Here is a 17773-nt window from a genome sequence, read left to right as displayed (position 1 = left end):
ACATGGTCGGGGGCCTTCTTCTTTGCCGTGACCCATTCCCCGGGCGATAGGCAGCGAAAAGGCTGTATCCGCTTTCGCGGTGCGGAACCGAAGGGCGCCACACGATTTCCGGCATACTGCGGCCTCGTCCGCGATCGGTGCCGATGCGAATTCCCAGGCGGCGACAGCCTCGGCGTCCGGGATCGGGTCAACTCGGTGGCCGAACACGGCAAGCGGTGCCGCTGAAAATGCCGGTGGATGCGCAATACTCACCTCATGCCCCGACTTCCGCGCATTCTGGTCGGCCTGTTGGTGGTGTGTGCGGTGTCCGGCACCGCACCCAGCGCCGTATCCGCCGCCCCGGCCGGTGCTTCGGCAATCGTTCGCGAGCGTCCGCTGGGTGGGCGCCAATACGAGGTGGATGTGTATTCAGCGGCGATGGGACGGACGATTCCGGTGTGGGTATCCCATCCGGACCGGCCCGCACCGGCGCTCTACCTGCTCAACGCCGGCGACGGCGGCGACGCGGGTGATCCCTGGACCACAGAGACCGATGTAGGCGCGTTCTTCGCCGACAAACCGGTCAACGTCGTCGTCCCGATGGGCGGCCGAGCCAGCTACTACACCGACTGGCAGGCGCCCGACCCGCTCCTGGGCCGTAACGAGTGGGCCACGTTCCTGACCCGCGAGTTGCCGCCGCTGCTCGCGCAACGCTTCCAGCTGACCGGCCGCAACGCCGTCGCTGGCACCTCGATGTCGGCAACCTCGGCACTGGACCTGGCGATCCAAGCGCCCGGCATGTACCGAGCGGTCGGCGCGTTCAGCGGATGCACCCGCACCGCCGATACGGAGGCTCGCGCCTACATCCGCGCGGAACTGCTGAGTTTCGGCGTCAATGCGAACAACATGTGGGGCGGCGACGGTGACCCTGCCTGGGTCGCCCACGACCCGGTGATCAACGCCGAGCGACTGCGCGGGGTGGCACTCTACCTCGCTACGGGAGACGGCCAGGCAGGTGTGCACGACACCCTCGCCGACCGGTCCATCGCCGCCAACCCCGCCGCGCTGGTCGACCGGCTCGCCGTCGGCGGAGCCATGGAAACGGTCGTCCGAAACTGCATGAACACGTTGGCAGCGCGCTTGCACACCCTCGCCATCCCGGCAACGGTCAACTACTACCGCGGCACCCACTCCTGGCCTTACTGGCAGGACGACCTACACGGATTCTGGCCGGTGGCCGCCGCTGCCCTCGGCGTATAGCTCGCGACAAGGCCCCTGACCTGCACGGTCAGGGGCCTTGCTCTTTCCCTTGGCGGATTCGGATCAGATGCAGAAAACGACGCTACCGAGCGGGAAGCACAAATTCACCGATCCGCTGACGGGCGTTGCCGTTCTCGCCGACGACGCGGCGGGTTGAGCGACCGTCGTGGCCGCGGAGGCGGCCGGAGCTACTGCGAAAAGTATCGGCAGGGCGATCGTGGCGGCGGCCACGGTCTTGATCATTTTCGTTGACATGGTCCATACCTCGATATCTGCTCGGCCGAAGGTCCTGTCGAACCGTCGGTTTCACGAGCGCTGTTGAATAGCCATGAGCCTGGCCGCGGCCGGTCGGCCAAGCCCTCGAGCCGCCCTTGTGCAATCGAGGTGCCCGCCTTGTGAGAGTTCGCCCCGACACGACCTGCGCCGGATGGACCCAAGATCACCAAGCTGTATGGGCGGGAACCCTTTCCACGACGTCGGAGAAAGGATGCTAAGAGGTTACTGCCGCCCACGCGAACTGGACGAGGGACTAAAGTCGTCGCTTACCGGGACCGAGCCGGACCGGTGCGCGCACATCTCACGCGTGCATGGTGGCGCGGACCCCGAGGATCACTTAGAGTTGAGCCGTCACGTGAGTGATGCTGGCGGTGAGGCGCCGTTGCAGCGACGCCCCACCTGGTGGATCAGCTAGCCCGCCGGATGAGCCAGCGGACCATTTCGAGCGCCCCGGCGCCTACGGCAGCACTAACCCAGCATGATGCCGTAGTCGACCGGGGCCTTGCTCTTTGCGCGGCGATGTTTCGCCATTCCCCACCACCTCCCCTCTGGGCGCGGAGTAGGACCTGGTCCTCCGCCCCTCGAAGCGAGGTGCCATCACCCTACGCGAACTTCACGGAAATCGTTGTCGCGCAGTCTATTTGGACGTTCGACTAACGTTCCATAGTGCGACGGTTCAGAGCGAGCACGCGAGAGCGCTCATCATCCGCACCCCTTCCACCTGGGCTCGCACCCATTCAGATCTGTTGTGCGGCAACGGGTGACGTTGTTGCGTACGATCGATGACAAGGTCCGGCGCGATCGCTCGGCGAGGGCGCGGCACAACCGACCACCGAGGTAGGGATCAGGATGGGCGAAGAGGGCGAGCCGATCGCGGAGATCGACATCGAGACACCGCACGCGGCGCGAATCTGGAACTACTGGATGGGCGGGCAGGACAATTACCCGTCCGACCGCGCGGCCGGTGATGCGGTGGCCGAGGTGTATCCGGATATCGTGCGGATGGCCAAGTTGTCGCGGGAGTTCCTGATCCAGGTGGTGAGCTACCTGGCCGGGGAAGCCGGGATCCGGCAGTTCATCGATGTCGGCACCGGCCTGCCGACCATGCAGAACACCCACGAGGTCGCACAGCACATCGCACCGGAATCCCGGATCGTCTATGTGGACAACGACCCAATGGTGCTGGCCCACGCCCGCGCACTGCTGACCAACACCAGCCCCGAGGGTGTGACCACCTACGTCCCCGCCGACTACCACGATCCGGATCTGATACTCGAGCAGGCGGCGCGAGTACTCGACTTCTCCCGGCCGACGGCGGTGCTGTTCATGGGGGTCATGGGCTACGAACCGGATTTGGCGGTGGTGCGCGATATCGTCGGCCGCATGATGGCGCCGATGAGCGCCGGAAGCCATCTGGTGCTGTGGGACGGTACCGATACCGGCGACGCGGTTCTGGCCGGTGGCGAGAAGCTCGTCGAGTCCGGCGGTGTGCCCTACATCCTGCGCAGTCCGGAGCAGCTCGCCAGCTGTTTCGAGGGACTGGAGCTGGTGGAGCCCGGCATGGTCCCGATCACCGACTGGCGGCCGATACGCCGGATCGGGACCGACGAACCACTCGACGCCTACGGCGCGGTCGGCCGTAAACCCTGAGTCGAGCGACAAGACTTCGACGGTAACAACGATCGCGTACGCCGGGAGTTCAGACCACGGCCCCGAAGGCGACGCCTTCGATGATCCGGCTGGAACGTTCGGGCTGAAGCGCCTTGATGCACAACCGATCCCAGATCGAATGATACGCATCCAGATCGCCCCGGCGGTCGAGGAACTGCCCGCTGGTGGCGTGGTGAAGATGCACGATATCGGACAGATCCGGGTTGCCGAACCGCATCAGGGTGAACGGCACCGCACTGAGCACCGGCCCGCATACATGGTCGGGCACGATCTGGATCGTCACGTTCACCAACTCGCTCACCCGGCCCATGTGCTCGAGCTGCGCCCGCCAGGCCTGTGTACTGCCGATCTGGCGCCGCAGCACGGACTGCTCCAGCAGTACCCACAACCGCAACGGATCGGGTCCGGTGAGCCGGCGCTGCCGCCGTTCCAGCAGTTCGGTGTGCCCGAAATCGTCGGGAGCGCCCGGACAGGCGATATCCAGCACCCCCCGCGCGTATTCGGGTGTCTGCAACAGCTCGGGAACGATACCGGGCGAATAACTCCGCATCAGGGTGGCCGAATCCTCGAAGGCGAGGTAGGTGTCATACCAGCGCGGTGCCACCTCGGCATCGATGTGCCGATGTCCGGGCGCGTTGGCTCGTCGCGCGAGGTTTACGTACTCGGTGCGCCGGGCCGTATCGCCGACCCCGTACAACGTCAGCAACTTCTCCAGGTCGGGCAGCCGGAATCCCAGCAATCCGGATTCGAGCCGGCTGATCTTCGAATGCGAGGCACCGATCGCCCGGCCGACGTCGTACCCCTTGAGACCGGCAGCTACCCGCAGCGTCCGCAACCGAGTCCCCAGCAGGCGGCGCGCAAGCGCCGGATCCTCGCCGGAGTCATCATCTCCCTCACGTGAGCGCGCGAGGGAGGCTATACCCTTGGTCACCGCCCCTCCCAGGGGACTCTGCTATCGCTGTCTCCGAGTTTGCCACAGCCCCTGCCCGGCGGCGAATCGACTTTGCAATGGCCCAGCTGGAGGCGCGCTCGAATCCTGCGCGTGCCGATTATCGGCGGACCTGCTTCACCGCGGCGGTGAGAACTCCGGCCAGGGGGGTGAGCAGGTCACCGCATCCGGCCGGGTCAGACCGGGGTGATCGGCAGGCGTAGCGCTGCCGGGGCGGCCTGGGGCACGACCGGGGATTTCGGGGCGATCGGGGTGACGCGACGGTACGGCTCACCGAGCGCGGGGCGGGGATCGGGCTCACCCTTGTTGGGCCACAAGGACATTGCGCGCTCGGACTGGGCGGTGATGGTCAGCGACGGGTTGACGCCGAGGTTGGCCGAGATGGTCGAGCCGTCCACGATGTGCAGGCCCTCGTAGCCGTAGAGCCGCTGATAGGGATCGACGACGCCGGTCTCGGGCGAATCGCCGATCGCGCAGCCGCCGATGAAGTGGCCAGTGATCGGAACGTTCGCCAGCTCGGTCCAGCTGCCCTGCGGGATGCCGTCGATCTTCTCCGCGATGCGACGAGTGACGTCGTTGCCCTCGGGAATCCACGCGGGCGGGGCCTGTCCCGGGCCGGGCTTGGTGGTCATCCGCCGGCCGAACAGTCCGCGCTTGTTGTAGGTGATGATCGAGTTGTCCAGATTCTGCATGACCAACACCCCGATCATCCGCTCGGACCAGCGCCGCGGATTGTGTAGCTTCGCCAGATCCCTTCGCTGCCTGACCATTTCGCGCATACCGAGCACCCAGCGACGCTTGCCCTCCTGCCCGTCGACCAGCACCGTGGTCAGCAGGCTCATCGCATTGGACCCCTTGCCGTAACGCACCGGTTCGATATGGGTGTGGTCGCTGGGATGGATCGATGACGTGATCGCAACGCCCCGAGTGAAATCGGTGTCCTTGCGCCGCGAACGCGCGGCGAGCACCGCTTCCGAGTTGGTCCGCGCCAGATGCCCGAGCCGCGGCGAGATATTCGGCAGCACACCGCGATCGCGCAGGTTGTGCAGCAACTGCTGGGTGCCCAGCGCGGCAGCCGAGAAGACCACCTGATCGGCGGTGAACGTCTTGCGCCCCTTACGAATCCATCGCCCAGTCCGCACGGTGTCGATCGCGTAGCCCCCCTCCGGCAGCGGCCGCACCGTGACCGCGGTGGTCAGCGGATGCACTGTGGCGCCGGCCTTTTCCGCGAGGTAGAGGTAGTTCTTGACCAACGTGTTCTTCGCGCCGTGACGACAGCCGGTCATACATTCGCCGCAGTGGGTACAGGTCCGCCGCTGCGGCCCGACGCCGCCGAAGTACGGATCGTCGACCTCGTTGCCGGGCCGCGCGTCCTCGCCGGCGAACAGCACGCCGACCGGGGTGCGCCGATAGGTGTGCGCGATACCCAGATCCTCCGCGACCTCCAGCAGCACGCGATCCGAGGGCGTGGTGGCCGGATTGGTTGTCACACCGAGCATCCGGCGGGCCTGGTCGTAGTGCGGAGCGAGCTCATCGCGCCAATCGGTGATGTGCGCCCACTGTTTGTCCCGGTAGAACTGTTCGGGCGCCTCGTAGAGCGTATTCGCGTAGACCAGCGAACCGCCGCCCACACCGGATCCGCTCATGATGAACGTGTCGTTCAGCAGCGTCATCCGCTGGATGCCGAAGCATCCCAGCTTGGGCGCCCACAGATACTCGCGCATATGCCAGGAGTTCTTCGCGAACTCGTCGTCGGCGAAGCGACGGCCGGTCTCGAGCACGCCGACCCGATACCCCTTCTCGGTCAGCCGAAGAGCCGTGACACTGCCCCCGAATCCGGACCCGATGACCAGCACGTCGTAATGCGTCATAGGCCACACCATAGGCAGTGCCCAGGACATCGAACGAGAGTCTCGCGGCCAGAAAATCGATATATTCGGCCACTCGGCGAACAGGCGGCGAATGGCGAGAACCGCAGGTGACGGGACGACCGCTCAACGGCCGGGCTATATTCCATCGAAGTTCTTTTCGCGATGAGAACGGGAAGCCGGTGTGAATCCGGTGCGGTCGCGCCACTGTGTCCAGCCTTGCTGGGAGCCAGACCCCGACTCGTCGCATCCCACGGACGGGGACGCGAGATCCCCAGAAGGGTGGTGCCCGTCATGGCCCCCGAAGCGAATACCCGACGCGTCCTGCACGACGTCCTGCACGACTGGAATCGCCGCGACTGGCTCGAAGCCGCCACCCTGATCGGCGTCGTCGTGGTGATGCACCTGATCGGATTCGGCCTGTTGTTCGGTGCGATCGCACCGCACGGCTACCACATCGGCACCCAGGTCTTCGGTGTCGGACTCGGCCTGACCGCCTACACCTTCGGGCTGCGGCACGCCTTCGACGCCGATCACATCGCGGCCATCGACAACACCACCCGCAAGCTGATGAGCGACGGCAAACGCCCCAAGGCGGTCGGATTCTGGTTCGCCATGGGCCATTCCACGATCGTGTTCGTCCTGGCCGCGCTGGTGGTGGTCGGCGCGCGGGTGGTCGGCACACTGGTCGACGACGACTCGCCCGCACGCAAGACACTGGGCACCGTATCGACCGTCGCCTCGGGCTCATTCCTGTATCTGATCGGGTTGCTCAATATCGTCGCGCTACTGGGCATCTGGCGAGTCTTCCGCAAGATGCGCACCGGGGCTTTCGACAACACCGAACTCGAGGCGGCGCTCGACGCACGTGGCTTCCTGGCCCGGCTGCTGCGCCCGGTGATGGGTATGGTGACCCGGCCGCTGCACGTCTATCCGGTCGGCGTGCTGTTCGGCCTGGGGTTCGACACCGCCACCGAGGTCGCACTGCTCTCCCTGGCCGGATCGGGGGCAGCGGCCGGGCTGCCCTGGTACGCGATCGTGGTGCTGCCCTTGCTGTTCGCGGCCGGTATGAGCGTGATGGACACCATCGACGGCCTGTTCATGAACGTCGCCTACGACTGGGCCTTCGCCAACCCGGTCCGCAAGATCTTCTACAACCTGACCATCACCGGACTTTCGATCGCTGTCGCGATCCTGGTCGGCTCGATCGAACTGATCACGGTGCTGCACGACGACGCCGGACTCTCCGATCCGATCACCGGCTGGATCTCCGATATCAATCTGAACAACGTCGGATTCGCCATCGTCGGGCTCTTCGTGCTGGCGTGGATCGCCGCGGTGGCCTACTGGCGCCTGGCGAAGGTTGAAAAGCGTTGGGCGGTAGAAACTTCCGAGTAACCCTCAGAGTCGGTGCTCGAATCGGACTGCGCTACAACTGATGGTACCGAACGGAAACGTCCGCGGACCGGTCGACGAGGAACCGGTCCGCGGACGTCACTGGCGAAAGTGCGCTCAGCGCAACCGCAATCGCCGCATCATCCGCAACGTCAGCAGCGTGGTCTGCAACTGCTTGGCGTATGGCATGGCCGCGCGGGCCGCCATCACCTGCCGCTTCTGCACACCGATATTGACCGAATCGGTGTACTTGAGCAGACCGGCGTCGCCGTGCCGGGTGCCGACCCCGGACTGCTTCAGGCCACCCGAGGGCGTCGCCTTGGACGAGTAGGTGACCACGAAACCGTCGTTGATGTTGACGTTCCCGGCCTCGAGCTGACCGGCGATCTTCTCCGCACGAGCCGCATTGCGGCTCCACACGCTCGCATTGAGGCCGTAGGTGGTGGCATTGGCCTGCTCGATCGCATCCCGCTCGGAGCTGAACTTGTAGATGGTGACCACGGGCCCGAAGGTCTCCATCGTCGCGTGGGTCATCTCCGGGGTCACCCCGGTCAGCACGGTCGGCTCGTAGAACGCCGGACCGATATCCGGACGCGCCTTACCGCCGGTCAGCACGGTGGCCCCCTTGGCACGCGCATCCTCGACATGCGCGGACACCCGTTCCAGCTGATCCGGGGAAACCAGTGAGCCGAACTCCGGATCAGTCCCGTACGACGCACCCGCCTTGGCGCCCAATTCCTCTGCCGCGGCGACGAATCGGCGCACGAACTCGTCGTAGTGCCGGTCGTGCACATAGATGCGCTCGATGTGCATGCACGCCTGACCGGTATTACCGAACACCGCGAATATCGCGCCCGGAATCACGTCGTCGAGGTTCGCATCGTCCAGCACGAGCATCGGATTCTTACCGCCGAGCTCGAGGCTGCATCCGATCAGATTGCGCCCGGCAAGCTCGCCGATGGTGCGTCCGGTCGCGGTCGATCCGGTGAACATGACGTAGTCGGAGTTCTCGATCAGCGTCGGGCCCACATCGGGACCGCCACCGCATACGACCTGCATCAGCCCGCGCGGCAGACCTGCCTTGTACAGCAGTTCCACGCCGAACAGCGTGCACAGCGCGGTCTTGTTGTCCGGTTTGAGAACCACGCCGTTGCCCGCGATCAGCGCCGGGGTGGAATCGGACATCGCGATGGCGAACGGGAAGTTCCACGGCGCGATGACCGCGACCACGCCCTTGGGTCGGTGCTGTTCGATCGAGCTGGAGATGACCGGCATATAGCCGCCGCGACGCACCGGCTTCAGCACCCGCTCGGCGGTCTTGAGGTAGTGGCTGATCACCATCGGCGGATCGCAGGACTCCTCGATCGCCATGCGGCGGGTCTTGCCGGAGCCGACCTGGATCAGGTCGGCGATGGTCTCGATCTCGGTGAGGATCAGCTCGTGCCAGCGCTGGAAGACCTCCAGGCGGCGCTCGACGGACCAGGAGGCCCACTCCTGCTGCGCGGCGCGCGCCTGGGCGGCCGCCGCGACCACGTCCTCGGGCGAGGACTGCGGCAGCGCGCCGACGACCGCGCCGGTGTACACCTCGATCATCTCGTAGGGCTCGCGCTTTTCACCTGCGGTGCCCGCGGTCACCATCGCGGTCAGCCGGTCGATGAGCGTCTTCGTGATCCGCGGCGGCAGCGTGGTCGCCCCGCTCTGCGTGGTTGTCTCCATCCGCACTCTCCCTCACTTGCCGCCCCGTGACGGCGGTCACCTCCTCTAAACTAGAACACGTTATTGTTCAGGACAACGTCCCGGGGTAGCTTGCCCCTATCCACGAGAGAGAAAAGAGTCGGCGATGACCACGGCAGCCACTGAAACCGGTAGCAGTACCGAGCCACACGCGCTGGTCGAACAGCGCGGCGGGACGATGATCATCACGATGAACCGGCCCGCGGCCCGCAACGCCCTGACCGGCGAGATGCTCGAGATCATGCTGAACGCGTGGCAGCGGGTCGACGAGGATCCGGACCTGCACTGCTGCATTCTGACCGGTGCGGGCGGTGCGTTCTGTGCGGGCGCGGACCTCAAGGCGATGAGCCGCAACGATCCGAGCAATGCCATGGGCGAGGGCGGCAAATTCGACGCTTCGCGAATTCCGGGGCTGCTCAAGGGATATCGGCTGAGCAAGCCGCTGATCGCCGCTGTCGAGGGTGCGGCGATCGCGGGCGGCACCGAGATCCTGCAGGGCACCGATATCCGCGTTGCCGGTGAGAGCGCGAAATTCGGTGTGTCCGAAGCACGTTGGAGCCTGTATCCGATGGGCGGGTCGGCGGTTCGACTGCCGCGGCAGATTCCGTACACCATCGCCGCGGAGATCCTGCTGACCGGACGCCACATCACCGCGGCCGAGGCCAAGGAGATCGGCCTGATCGGCCACGTCGTCCCGGACGGCACCGCGTTGGACAAGGCCCTGGAGCTGGCCGAGATGATCAACGCCAACGGTCCGCTCGCCGTGCAGGCCATCCTCAAGACCATCCGCGACACCGAGGGGATGCACGAGGAGGAGGCGTTCAAGCTGGACGCGAAGGTCGGGCTGTCGGTGTTCGCCAGCGAGGACGCCAAGGAGGGACCGCGGGCGTTCGCGCAGAAGCGCAAGCCGGAGTTCAAGGGCCGCTGAGCGACTCAGCGGGAGAATACGAGACCGGCGGGGGCGTCGAGCACCCGCCGGTCATTCGTTTCACGGCTCGCGGCGACCGTCCGCGCGACGCGGCTTCGACCTGCCCTGCCGACGCCGGCGAACACGCCCGGCTCGGGCCCGCCGCGCAGCATTCAGTGAATCTCCCGAGCATCCTCGAAAGTCATTCGAAGCGAACCGATTTCGCTGGTGAACAGGGCGCGCCGGGGCAGGCCCAGCGCGCGCATCTGCTCGGCGATCGGATGCTCGCCGAGTTCGACCCGCGCCCCGCCCGGCCGCATCCGCACATCGGACGGATTCATCACCCACGGCGTGCTGCGCAGGACGCCGTCGAGGTTGGTGTACGCCGCGATCGACGCACCGCCCAGTTTCGCGGGCGCGGGGATGCCCCCGCTGGTCTCCAGCGCCACCACCAGACGACCGTCCATCAGCACCTCGCACCGCTTGCCGCGACCGAGCGAGGTGATCCGGATGTCGGCCATCTCCTTCGGGAAACCCCAGATCTCGCGACCCGCCGCCAACGTGAAGGGTTGATTCACCGGCAGCCACGAGATGTAGATACCGATACTCGACCGGTCGCCGGGCAGCCGCGCCATCACGGCCAGGCCGAACTCGTGATACGGCCCCAGATCGCCATCGATGTAGCGGACGAACACCAGCGTGCAGATCGCCCGCCCGGCAATCGTGACCGGCTCCAATCCGCTGCCGCCCAAGATGTTTCGCGCCGCGTCGCTGTCCGCGAGGAACATGGCCGAGGCCGCGTCCGCGACGCGGATCTCGACCGGCATCGTGACCTTTTCACCGAGAATCGAATGCACCGCTGCCATATCTCAATTAGAACACGTTCTCATTTTGCGCGGAAGGCGTCGCGGCGGACGGGCCCGGCCGTTCGGGCCCGGCCGTTCGGGCCCGGCCAGGCGGACTCAGCCCTCGTGGTCCGGGACGTGAGCTGCGGCGTACTCCTTGGCCCAGCGATAGTCGGGCTTACCGCTGGGCGCGCGAACCACCGCGTCCACGACCCAGATCCGGCGTGGCAGTTTGTATCCGGCCAGATGGGCGCGCACGTGTTTGCGCAGGGCCTCGAAATCGACGGTCGCGCCGGGTTCGGCGGAGATCACGGCGGCGACCTGCTGGCCCCAGCGCTCATGCGGAACACCGATGACCAAGACGTCGAAGACCGTGTCGTGCGCCTTGACCACGGCTTCCACCTCCTCGGTGAAAACCTTCTCACCGCCGGTGTTGATCACCATATTGCCGCGGCCCAGCAGCGTGATCGAGCCATCCTGCTCGACCCGGGCGCGGTCGTCGGTGACGACCATCCGGGCGCCGTCCACGGTCTGAAAAAGCTTGGCGGACTTGACCGGATCCTTGTAGTAGCCGATCGGCACCGAACCGGTCTTGGCGACCCAGCCCTCGCCGCCGGGACCGACCGGAGCGCCCTGCTCGTCCACCACCAGCGCACCGCGGCCGGTCTGCACCCGGGGGCCGCGGCTGGGATCGTCGTCCTTCTGCGCGAATCCGATTCCACCGAAACCGGTTTCGGACGACCCGATGGAATCGGTGATGACAGTCGTCGGCAGCAGCTCGATCAGGTCGTTCTTCACCGACTGCGACAGCAACGCCGCACCGGACCCGACGGCAAGCAGTGAGGAGGCATCGACCGGATTCGCCCGGTACGCCTCCACCAGCGGACGGGCCATCGCGTCACCGGTGATGACCAGGATGTGCGGCTTCACGGTCGCCATGACCTGCCAGACCCGTTCGGGATCGAAGCGCGGCTCGAACACCACCGCATTGCCCGACCACAGGGCGGTGAAGGTAGGCATCATCGCCGCGGCGTGGATCAGCGGCGGCAACACGAACCACATGCTCGGATCGCCCTGCGCACCGACGCGGGACTGCTGGTATTCGTCGGTGACCGGTTCATTGCTGTAGAAGTCGATGCCGCCGCCGAGTACCCGCCACATGTCCTCCTGCCGCCACATCACCCCCTTGGGCATGCCGGTGGTACCGCCGGTGTACATCATGAACAGGTCGTCGGCAGTGCGCTCGCCGAAATCCCTTGTCGTGGAACTTTTCTCGAAGGCAGACTGATACGGCGTCGAGCTGCTGGAAAGATCCGCGCCGCCCTGATCGTCCTCCACGACGAGTGCGTGGCGGATCGAGGGCACCGCTTCGCGGGCCTGCTCGACCGTCGGTGAATAGCACCGATGATGCACCAGCGCGACGAGATCCGCGTTGTCGTAGATGTACTTCAGTTCCTCGGTGCCGTACCGGTAGTTGATATTGATCGGCACGGCCCGCACCTTGAAGCAGGCGATCAGCGTCTCGAGGGTTTCCACGGAGTTGTGCATCTGGAACCCGACATGGTCGCCCACGCCGATCCCGACCGAATCCAGGTGGTGCGCAAGCTGATTGGAGCGGTTCTCCAATTCCTGGAACGTCGCCCGCCGATCACCCTGGATGACCGCCACCCGGTCGGGCATGATGTCGACGGAATGTTCGAACAGGTCGGCGAAGTTGTTCGGCATCTTTCGGCCCTTTCGCTGCGAACGACCCGAAAGGGTCTAGACGACGGTGAGCGGCAGCGAACGCCGCTCGGTGAAGCTGAAGTCGGCGCCGGTGCTGAACCGGGTGATGGCCACTTCCGGAATTTCCTTGAAAGGCGTTGCCGCCTGGGAGATCTCGAAAACGACCTCACCGTCTCCGGCATCACGGGCGCTGGTGTCGAAATGCGGATTCACACCCCGCGCCATGGCATTGATCGGCTCGAGGTGCTCGGCGTCCACCAGTGCGGGCCAGCCGCCGTCGGCGACACCGGGACAGTCGCGACGCAGCCGCAGCACCACCGTCTCCTGCTCGATGCTGATGTCGATATCGGTGTAGGGCAGCGGATTCCACGCCGGGTGCAGGCGCAGGATCTGCGCCAGCGCGGCCGCGTCGTCACCCAGGCCCAGCGCCTTGCGCAGCCGTTCCGAGGTCAGCCCGGCGATACCGGTGAACTGCTTGCGGGCGATCTCGGTCGCCTGTTCCGCACTCGCGCGGTCGCGCACCGCGATCAGGAAGCCGAGCGTCAGCAGATGTTGCTGTAGGCAGACCTCATCGGCCATGCGCACCAGTGCGGATTTGGAAAAGTCACCGAAGGTGAGATCGCTCAGCAGCGGACCGGCGTAGTCGCCGTTGCCGGCATCGGACGAATCCACCGGCGCGAGTGCGAGTTTCGCCGCGGCCGTGGCCTCGATCTGCGGCGTGTGCACCGGGATCGGCGGCGGTTCGTGCGACGGATCGATGACAACGGTCCACGCGCACACCGGAACCCGATCGGCCGGAACGCGCGGCGGCCGGTGGATCGGACGCACCTGCGCCAGCGGATTGGTGGCCAGCGCGGTGGCGTCGAAGGTGGGGTCCTCGATGGTGTGGCACATCGAGACCACGAAATCCGCACCCATCGGCTCGACGTCGGCCAGCGCGCCGCAGTGGTCCAGCCAGAATTCGCCGTGATTGTCGTCGGTGATCCGGAAGCGGAAGTCCATGAACTGCGGGGGCGCACCGATATCCAGCTGCAGACCCTTGAAGATGGTCTCCACGCCGTTACCCGGAATGTTCAGCGCCTCGCGCATGCGGCGGGTGTAGACCGGGCTGGCCAGCTGCCATTCCTCGATCGCCACTTCGGCCATCCCCTCACGGCCGAACGCCCCGATCGTATGCGCCATTCCGGAACGGTCGATGAGATGGCCGCACAACAGCAGCTCGGGCAGCAGTATCGCGAGCTGCTCCCGGCTCAGTTCGGCGAACCGGCTCGCGCTCACCACAGCGGCACCGGAGACTCGCCGATCCGATACCACCCGGGCAACGGCTCGTCGGACGCGGAGCGGGCGATGCGCTTCTGCATCCCCGGCGAGAGCGCGTCCGCGGACATCATTTCCACGAAAAGCGCTGCCACATTGCCGAAGTCGAAGAAATCGCGCTGCCAGGACCACTGGAAGTCGCCCGCGTAGCGGAACCAGCTGCCGCCGATGCCCTCCGGGCTGTAGTGGCTGCCGTCCGGGCGGGTGCGCTCGTTGATCTGCTTCCAGAACCCGATCACGCTGCCGGATCGTTCGTCCACGACGAATTCCTGATAGGGATAAGTCCAGCCCTCCAGCCCCTCCATCTCCTGCCCGAGCGCCAGATCACGGATCTCGTCCCGGCCCACGGCCATGAATTCCTGCTGTGGACCGTAATTCCAGCCGTAAGTCGCGTCGGCGGTGTACATCTGCGCGAGGGGACGCCAAACCCCTTGCGCCTCACAATTCTTGTTCTCCTGTACCCAGCGCTCGATCATCCGATCGAGTTCGTCGCGGGAATAGCCTGCCATCCGAAATTCCTCTGTTCTCAGGGCTGTCGAGAGGGCCTGGGCCCGAATGATCTAGTCGTCGACGATGGACAGTGCCTGCGTCGGGCAGTAGCGGACCGCTGCGCGCGCGGCCTCGAGATCCGCGCCGGGATCTTCGCGCAGAATCCGCACGGTGCCCGCCTTGGGCACCTCGAACAGGTCCGGGGCCTCGGCCTGGCAGACCGCATGCCCCTGGCACAGATCGGAATCCACAACGATGCGCATCACCGGCTCCCTTGTTCGCCATCGGATTTCGGTTCGGTCAGCGGGGCCTCGGGCTGCACCTCGACCAGCACCAGGTGCGCACCGCGCGGGGTGCCCACCACCGCGGTGACGGCCGCGGCCAGATCCGATGCCCGCAGGAAATACGGGTGCCGGGCGAATCCCCATTTCACCCAGTCCTCGAGCAGCGGCCCGACCACCTCGGGCTTCGCGTTCATCCCCATCCCGGTCTGCGTCGCGCCGGGACGGACGATCGAGGCGCGAACTCCGGTGCCCTCCAGTTCTTTACGCAGTTGAACGGCCATCGCCTCGAGGCCCGTCTTGGCGGCGTTGTACGCGCCGACGCCCGGACGCGGGACGTCCACGCAGTCCGAGCCGATCACCACGAAATCACCGCGACGTCGGGTGATCATCTGCGGCAGAACGTGATACGCGAATCGCTGCGCCCCCTGCAGATGTACCTGCACCTGCGAGCCGAACTCGTCCGGGCTCATGTCCCAGACGTGCCCGAACTCCAGGTCGCCCGCGCCGTAGACGACTATTTCCGCGGGGCCCAAAGCCTTTTCGGATTCGGCGACGAATTCCTCGACCGAGGCGTTGTCCGATACGTCGAGCCGGTGGGCGAACGCCTCGCCGCCGTCGGCGCGGATCTTCTCGGCCAGTTCCTGGCAGACCTCCACCCGCCGCGCGCCCAGGGCAACCGGATAGCCCTGTTCGGCCAGGGCCACAGCGGTGGCCGCGCCGATTCCCGAAGAGGCCCCGGCGATCAGCGCCGGACGGCGCTGCGGGTGTGGTTCGAATCTGGGCATCAGTGGCTCACCTCGTCGGCTGTAACAGTGGTCTCATCCTGGCGTGTCATCGAACCCGCACCCGCACAGGAAGTTTCGCGAAACCGCGGACATTCGTGGAATGCACCCGCTCGATGCCCGCGACGTCCACCTCGTAGGCGCGGACGCGATCGGCGAACTCCCGCAACGCGATCGAGGCCTGGAGGCGCGCCAGATGCGCCCCGAGGCAGAAGTGCACGCCGCGGCCGAAGCTCAGCAGCCCGCCCTTGTCCGGGCGTTCGATGTCGTAGATCTCCGGATCGGCGAAGACGTTCTCGTCGCGATTCGCCGAACCGACCAGCAGCAGCACCTTCGCGCCCTCGGGCACGGTGCCGCCGTGGAATTCCAGGTCGACCGCGGCGGTGCGGGCCAGGATCTGGCTGGAAGTGTCGTAGCGCAGCGTCTCCTCGACCCAGTCCGGCACCAGTTCGGCATGCGCCGCGACCTTCGCGTACTGCTCGGGGTTGATCGCGGCCCAGTACAGGGCGTTGCCGAGCAGTTTGGTGGTGGTTTCGTTCCCCGCGATCACCATCAGGAACATGAATCCGAGGATCTCCTCGTCGGTGAGCCGGTCCCCATCGGCCTCCGCGTCCAGCAGCGCCGAGGTCAGGTCCTCGGTGCGGGCGCGGCGGCGCTGGGCGATCATCTCCGCGTAGTAGCCGACCAGCTCGAACGTGGCCTCTACCGCGGCCACCGGGACGTCCAGCACCCCGTCCTCGCGATGCACCACCAGATCCGCCAGCCGCCGGATCTCGGCGCGATCGGGTTCGGGCACGCCCATCAGCTCGGAGATCACGTCCATCGGCAGTTTGCCCGCGACCTGCTCGATCCAGTCGAAACTGCCCGCGGCCAGGGCCGGTTCGAGATGTTGCAGCGTCAATTCCCGGATCCGGGTGTCCATCGCGGCGACCCGCCGCGGGGTGAACCCTTTGAACACGAGTTGCCGCAGCCGCAGATGCCGCGGATCGTCCAGCGCCAGGAAGGACATCGTCTTGTGCGCGTGCGGCCCCCAGGCGGCCGGATCCAGCGACACTCCGTTCGCACTCGACAGCCGCACGTTGTCCCGGAACCCCGCCCCGACATCGGCGTGCCGCGACAACGCCCAGAATCCGAGGTCGGGATTGTGATACAGCGGCGCCTCGGCCCGCATCCGCCGATACAGCGGATACGGATTCTCGTGGAAGGCGTAGTCGTACGGGTCGAAGGTGAGTGCCTCCGCGGCAACGCCGGTCATCGCCATCACCTCCGATTCGAGAACGTGTTCAGTCCCCCGCGACCACCACCGGCCGCTTCGAGAGACACGTAGCTGGACATGTGTCTGGACCGTACCATCGGCAGGGCTCGCCGACAATGTCTCATCGATTTTCCCAGGCTTCGGGGATTCGGGGTGGGAGTTTCGGCCATACACCGGGAGTGTCGGAGAAGGGCTCGGAGGTGGGCGTCGAACCACACACCCGCCACCGGCGGGGCCGTGCCCATCAGGCGAATTGCAACAAGTTCATGCGCTGGTCGGCCGACCACAGCGGACACCCACTAGCGGAGCGGACCGCATCGGAGGTAGCACTCGGCAACACGAAGGCGCACAACACGATCGACCTGCCGGACATCGGGTGCGACAACCACGCAAGCACCGGCAACCGTCGACGCCGAGCCGATCTACACCACCCGGATATGGAACGGCGGCGCTGCCGGCATCCGCGCAGCCGAGTTCCCCGCCGTGTCATCGGCCCGACTGCACACCATCAGCACAGCCCACCCACGCCGGCTTCGCCGGGGTGTCCAGGCAGGTGCGGACTCCGGCCGGGCGACGTGACAGTTCAGCAGCGACGCACCTGCGCGCTGCCAGATCAAAAGTATTGCAGCACAGCCGAATCGAACTCGTCGCTGTCGTCGACCTCTGTCGGAGGCGTGTACTTCCGCCCCCGCACGTGCCGCAGGAACTCCTCCGGGATATCCAGCCCGTAATTCGCCAGATAATGCACCGAATCGACCCGCCAGATCCACTCACCATCCGAGATCAGCGACGAGGCACTCATGATCCGCTGGTCCCCGTCGACCAGATCGGTGAGCACATCCAACACGTCGAAAACACCGGGCGCAGAACGCATATACGCGACAATCTCCGCACGATCCTCGATCACACGATCGGTGAACGACTCGACAAGCGAGGGCAACTCATCGTGCCGTCCCTTGCGCCGATCGGCGTACATCTCCCGGTACATCCCGACCGTCTTCAACTCTGTCATCGATATCTCGCCCCCGGATTTGTCG

At 66.0% G+C, this 17773-nt stretch carries 16 protein-coding genes; 4 read left to right on the top strand and 12 right to left on the bottom strand.

The genetic code is table 11. From position 1 onward, the window contains the following. Window positions 1-255 precede the first annotated feature (255 nt). A complete protein-coding gene (locus NV1_RS04370) occupies window positions 256-1239 on the top strand; it encodes an alpha/beta hydrolase (RefSeq protein ID WP_067885848.1) in 984 nt (327 codons plus the stop codon). A gap of 63 nt (window positions 1240-1302) precedes the next feature. On the opposite strand, the gene NV1_RS43235 is transcribed toward NV1_RS04370, so the two are convergent. Then, window positions 1303-1494, bottom strand: coding sequence for a hypothetical protein (locus NV1_RS43235; RefSeq protein WP_157116554.1), 192 nt, complete (start codon window positions 1492-1494; stop codon window positions 1303-1305). Between the two features lie 870 nt (window positions 1495-2364). On the opposite strand from NV1_RS43235, the gene NV1_RS04365 reads away from it, so the two are divergent. After that, the gene (locus NV1_RS04365) at window positions 2365-3165 is read left to right on the top strand and encodes an SAM-dependent methyltransferase (protein ID WP_067885652.1); all 801 of its coding nucleotides are present in this window, start codon (window positions 2365-2367) and stop codon (window positions 3163-3165) included. Between the two features lie 49 nt (window positions 3166-3214). Here NV1_RS04365 and NV1_RS04360 read toward each other — a convergent pair whose 3' ends face one another. Together NV1_RS04360 and NV1_RS04355 are read right to left on the bottom strand one after the other, a co-directional pair. After that, window positions 3215-4117, bottom strand: a complete 903-nt coding sequence (locus NV1_RS04360) for a helix-turn-helix domain-containing protein (RefSeq protein ID WP_157116552.1) — start codon at window positions 4115-4117, stop codon at window positions 3215-3217. A 194-nt stretch (window positions 4118-4311) separates the two neighbouring features. Then, window positions 4312-6006 (bottom strand): FAD-dependent oxidoreductase, encoded by a 1695-nt coding sequence (locus NV1_RS04355; protein ID WP_067885650.1) that lies wholly within the window; start codon window positions 6004-6006, stop codon window positions 4312-4314. A 291-nt stretch (window positions 6007-6297) separates the two neighbouring features. Here NV1_RS04355 and nicT point away from each other — a divergent pair, with 291 nt between their 5' ends. Further along, entirely contained in the window at window positions 6298-7401 is a 1104-nt protein-coding gene (gene nicT / locus NV1_RS04350) for a Nickel transporter NicT (protein ID WP_067885846.1), read from the top strand. A 114-nt stretch (window positions 7402-7515) separates the two neighbouring features. On the opposite strand, the gene NV1_RS04345 is transcribed toward nicT, so the two are convergent. Further along, window positions 7516-9114, bottom strand: a complete 1599-nt coding sequence (locus NV1_RS04345; RefSeq protein ID WP_067885648.1) for a succinic semialdehyde dehydrogenase — start codon at window positions 9112-9114, stop codon at window positions 7516-7518. Between the two features lie 124 nt (window positions 9115-9238). Here NV1_RS04345 and NV1_RS04340 point away from each other — a divergent pair, with 124 nt between their 5' ends. After that, window positions 9239-10060 (top strand): crotonase/enoyl-CoA hydratase family protein, encoded by an 822-nt coding sequence (locus NV1_RS04340; RefSeq protein ID WP_067885646.1) that lies wholly within the window; start codon window positions 9239-9241, stop codon window positions 10058-10060. A gap of 152 nt (window positions 10061-10212) precedes the next feature. Here the strand turns inward: NV1_RS04340 and NV1_RS04335 are convergent, their stop codons facing one another. The 8 genes from NV1_RS04335 to NV1_RS04300 all read right to left on the bottom strand — a co-directional run bounded on the left by NV1_RS04335 (window position 10213) and on the right by NV1_RS04300 (window position 17748). Next, on the bottom strand, window positions 10213-10905 hold the full coding sequence (locus tag NV1_RS04335; RefSeq protein WP_067885644.1) for an acetoacetate decarboxylase family protein: 693 nt from the start codon (window positions 10903-10905) through the stop codon (window positions 10213-10215). Window positions 10906-11001: 96 nt separating this feature from the next. After that, on the bottom strand, window positions 11002-12609 hold the full coding sequence (locus tag NV1_RS04330; protein WP_067885642.1) for an acyl-CoA synthetase: 1608 nt from the start codon (window positions 12607-12609) through the stop codon (window positions 11002-11004). Window positions 12610-12645: 36 nt separating this feature from the next. Beyond that, on the bottom strand, window positions 12646-13887 hold the full coding sequence (locus NV1_RS04325) for a hypothetical protein (protein WP_373864579.1): 1242 nt from the start codon (window positions 13885-13887) through the stop codon (window positions 12646-12648). Then, a complete protein-coding gene (locus NV1_RS04320) occupies window positions 13884-14435 on the bottom strand; it encodes a hypothetical protein (protein ID WP_067885638.1) in 552 nt (183 codons plus the stop codon). Before NV1_RS04320 ends, NV1_RS04325 begins: the two co-directional genes overlap by 4 nt. A gap of 51 nt (window positions 14436-14486) precedes the next feature. Next, window positions 14487-14678 carry a ferredoxin gene (locus NV1_RS04315; RefSeq protein ID WP_067885636.1) on the bottom strand — a complete coding sequence of 64 codons (192 nt, stop codon included), beginning with the start codon at window positions 14676-14678 and terminating at the stop codon, window positions 14487-14489. After that, complete coding sequence (locus NV1_RS04310; protein WP_067885634.1) at window positions 14678-15484, bottom strand: SDR family oxidoreductase; 807 nt, start codon at window positions 15482-15484, stop codon at window positions 14678-14680. The genes NV1_RS04315 and NV1_RS04310 overlap by 1 nt, the downstream gene beginning before the upstream one ends. A gap of 46 nt (window positions 15485-15530) precedes the next feature. Beyond that, window positions 15531-16736 (bottom strand): cytochrome P450, encoded by a 1206-nt coding sequence (locus NV1_RS04305; RefSeq protein WP_067885845.1) that lies wholly within the window; start codon window positions 16734-16736, stop codon window positions 15531-15533. A gap of 613 nt (window positions 16737-17349) precedes the next feature. After that, window positions 17350-17748 carry a hypothetical protein gene (locus NV1_RS04300; protein ID WP_067885838.1) on the bottom strand — a complete coding sequence of 133 codons (399 nt, stop codon included), beginning with the start codon at window positions 17746-17748 and terminating at the stop codon, window positions 17350-17352. Window positions 17749-17773 lie beyond the last annotated feature (25 nt).

This window comes from Nocardia vaccinii NBRC 15922 (assembly GCF_001613305.1).
Taxonomy (GTDB): Bacteria; Actinomycetota; Actinomycetes; order Mycobacteriales; family Mycobacteriaceae; genus Nocardia; species Nocardia vaccinii.
This window is presented reverse-complemented; position numbering and strand designations above follow the sequence as displayed.

Coding starts and splice junctions, on each gene's coding strand:
- NV1_RS04370 (WP_067885848.1), top strand. CDS start 256: ATGCCCCGACTTCCGCGCATTCTGGTCGGCCTGTTGGTGGTGTGTGCG.
- NV1_RS43235 (WP_157116554.1), bottom strand. CDS start 1,494: ATGTCAACGAAAATGATCAAGACCGTGGCCGCCGCCACGATCGCCCTG.
- NV1_RS04365 (WP_067885652.1), top strand. CDS start 2,365: ATGGGCGAAGAGGGCGAGCCGATCGCGGAGATCGACATCGAGACACCG.
- NV1_RS04355 (WP_067885650.1), bottom strand. CDS start 6,006: ATGACGCATTACGACGTGCTGGTCATCGGGTCCGGATTCGGGGGCAGT.
- nicT (WP_067885846.1), top strand. CDS start 6,298: ATGGCCCCCGAAGCGAATACCCGACGCGTCCTGCACGACGTCCTGCAC.
- NV1_RS04345 (WP_067885648.1), bottom strand. CDS start 9,114: ATGGAGACAACCACGCAGAGCGGGGCGACCACGCTGCCGCCGCGGATC.
- NV1_RS04340 (WP_067885646.1), top strand. CDS start 9,239: ATGACCACGGCAGCCACTGAAACCGGTAGCAGTACCGAGCCACACGCG.
- NV1_RS04335 (WP_067885644.1), bottom strand. CDS start 10,905: ATGGCAGCGGTGCATTCGATTCTCGGTGAAAAGGTCACGATGCCGGTC.
- NV1_RS04330 (WP_067885642.1), bottom strand. CDS start 12,609: ATGCCGAACAACTTCGCCGACCTGTTCGAACATTCCGTCGACATCATG.
- NV1_RS04320 (WP_067885638.1), bottom strand. CDS start 14,435: ATGGCAGGCTATTCCCGCGACGAACTCGATCGGATGATCGAGCGCTGG.
- NV1_RS04315 (WP_067885636.1), bottom strand. CDS start 14,678: ATGCGCATCGTTGTGGATTCCGATCTGTGCCAGGGGCATGCGGTCTGC.
- NV1_RS04310 (WP_067885634.1), bottom strand. CDS start 15,484: ATGCCCAGATTCGAACCACACCCGCAGCGCCGTCCGGCGCTGATCGCC.
- NV1_RS04305 (WP_067885845.1), bottom strand. CDS start 16,736: ATGACCGGCGTTGCCGCGGAGGCACTCACCTTCGACCCGTACGACTAC.
- NV1_RS04300 (WP_067885838.1), bottom strand. CDS start 17,748: ATGACAGAGTTGAAGACGGTCGGGATGTACCGGGAGATGTACGCCGAT.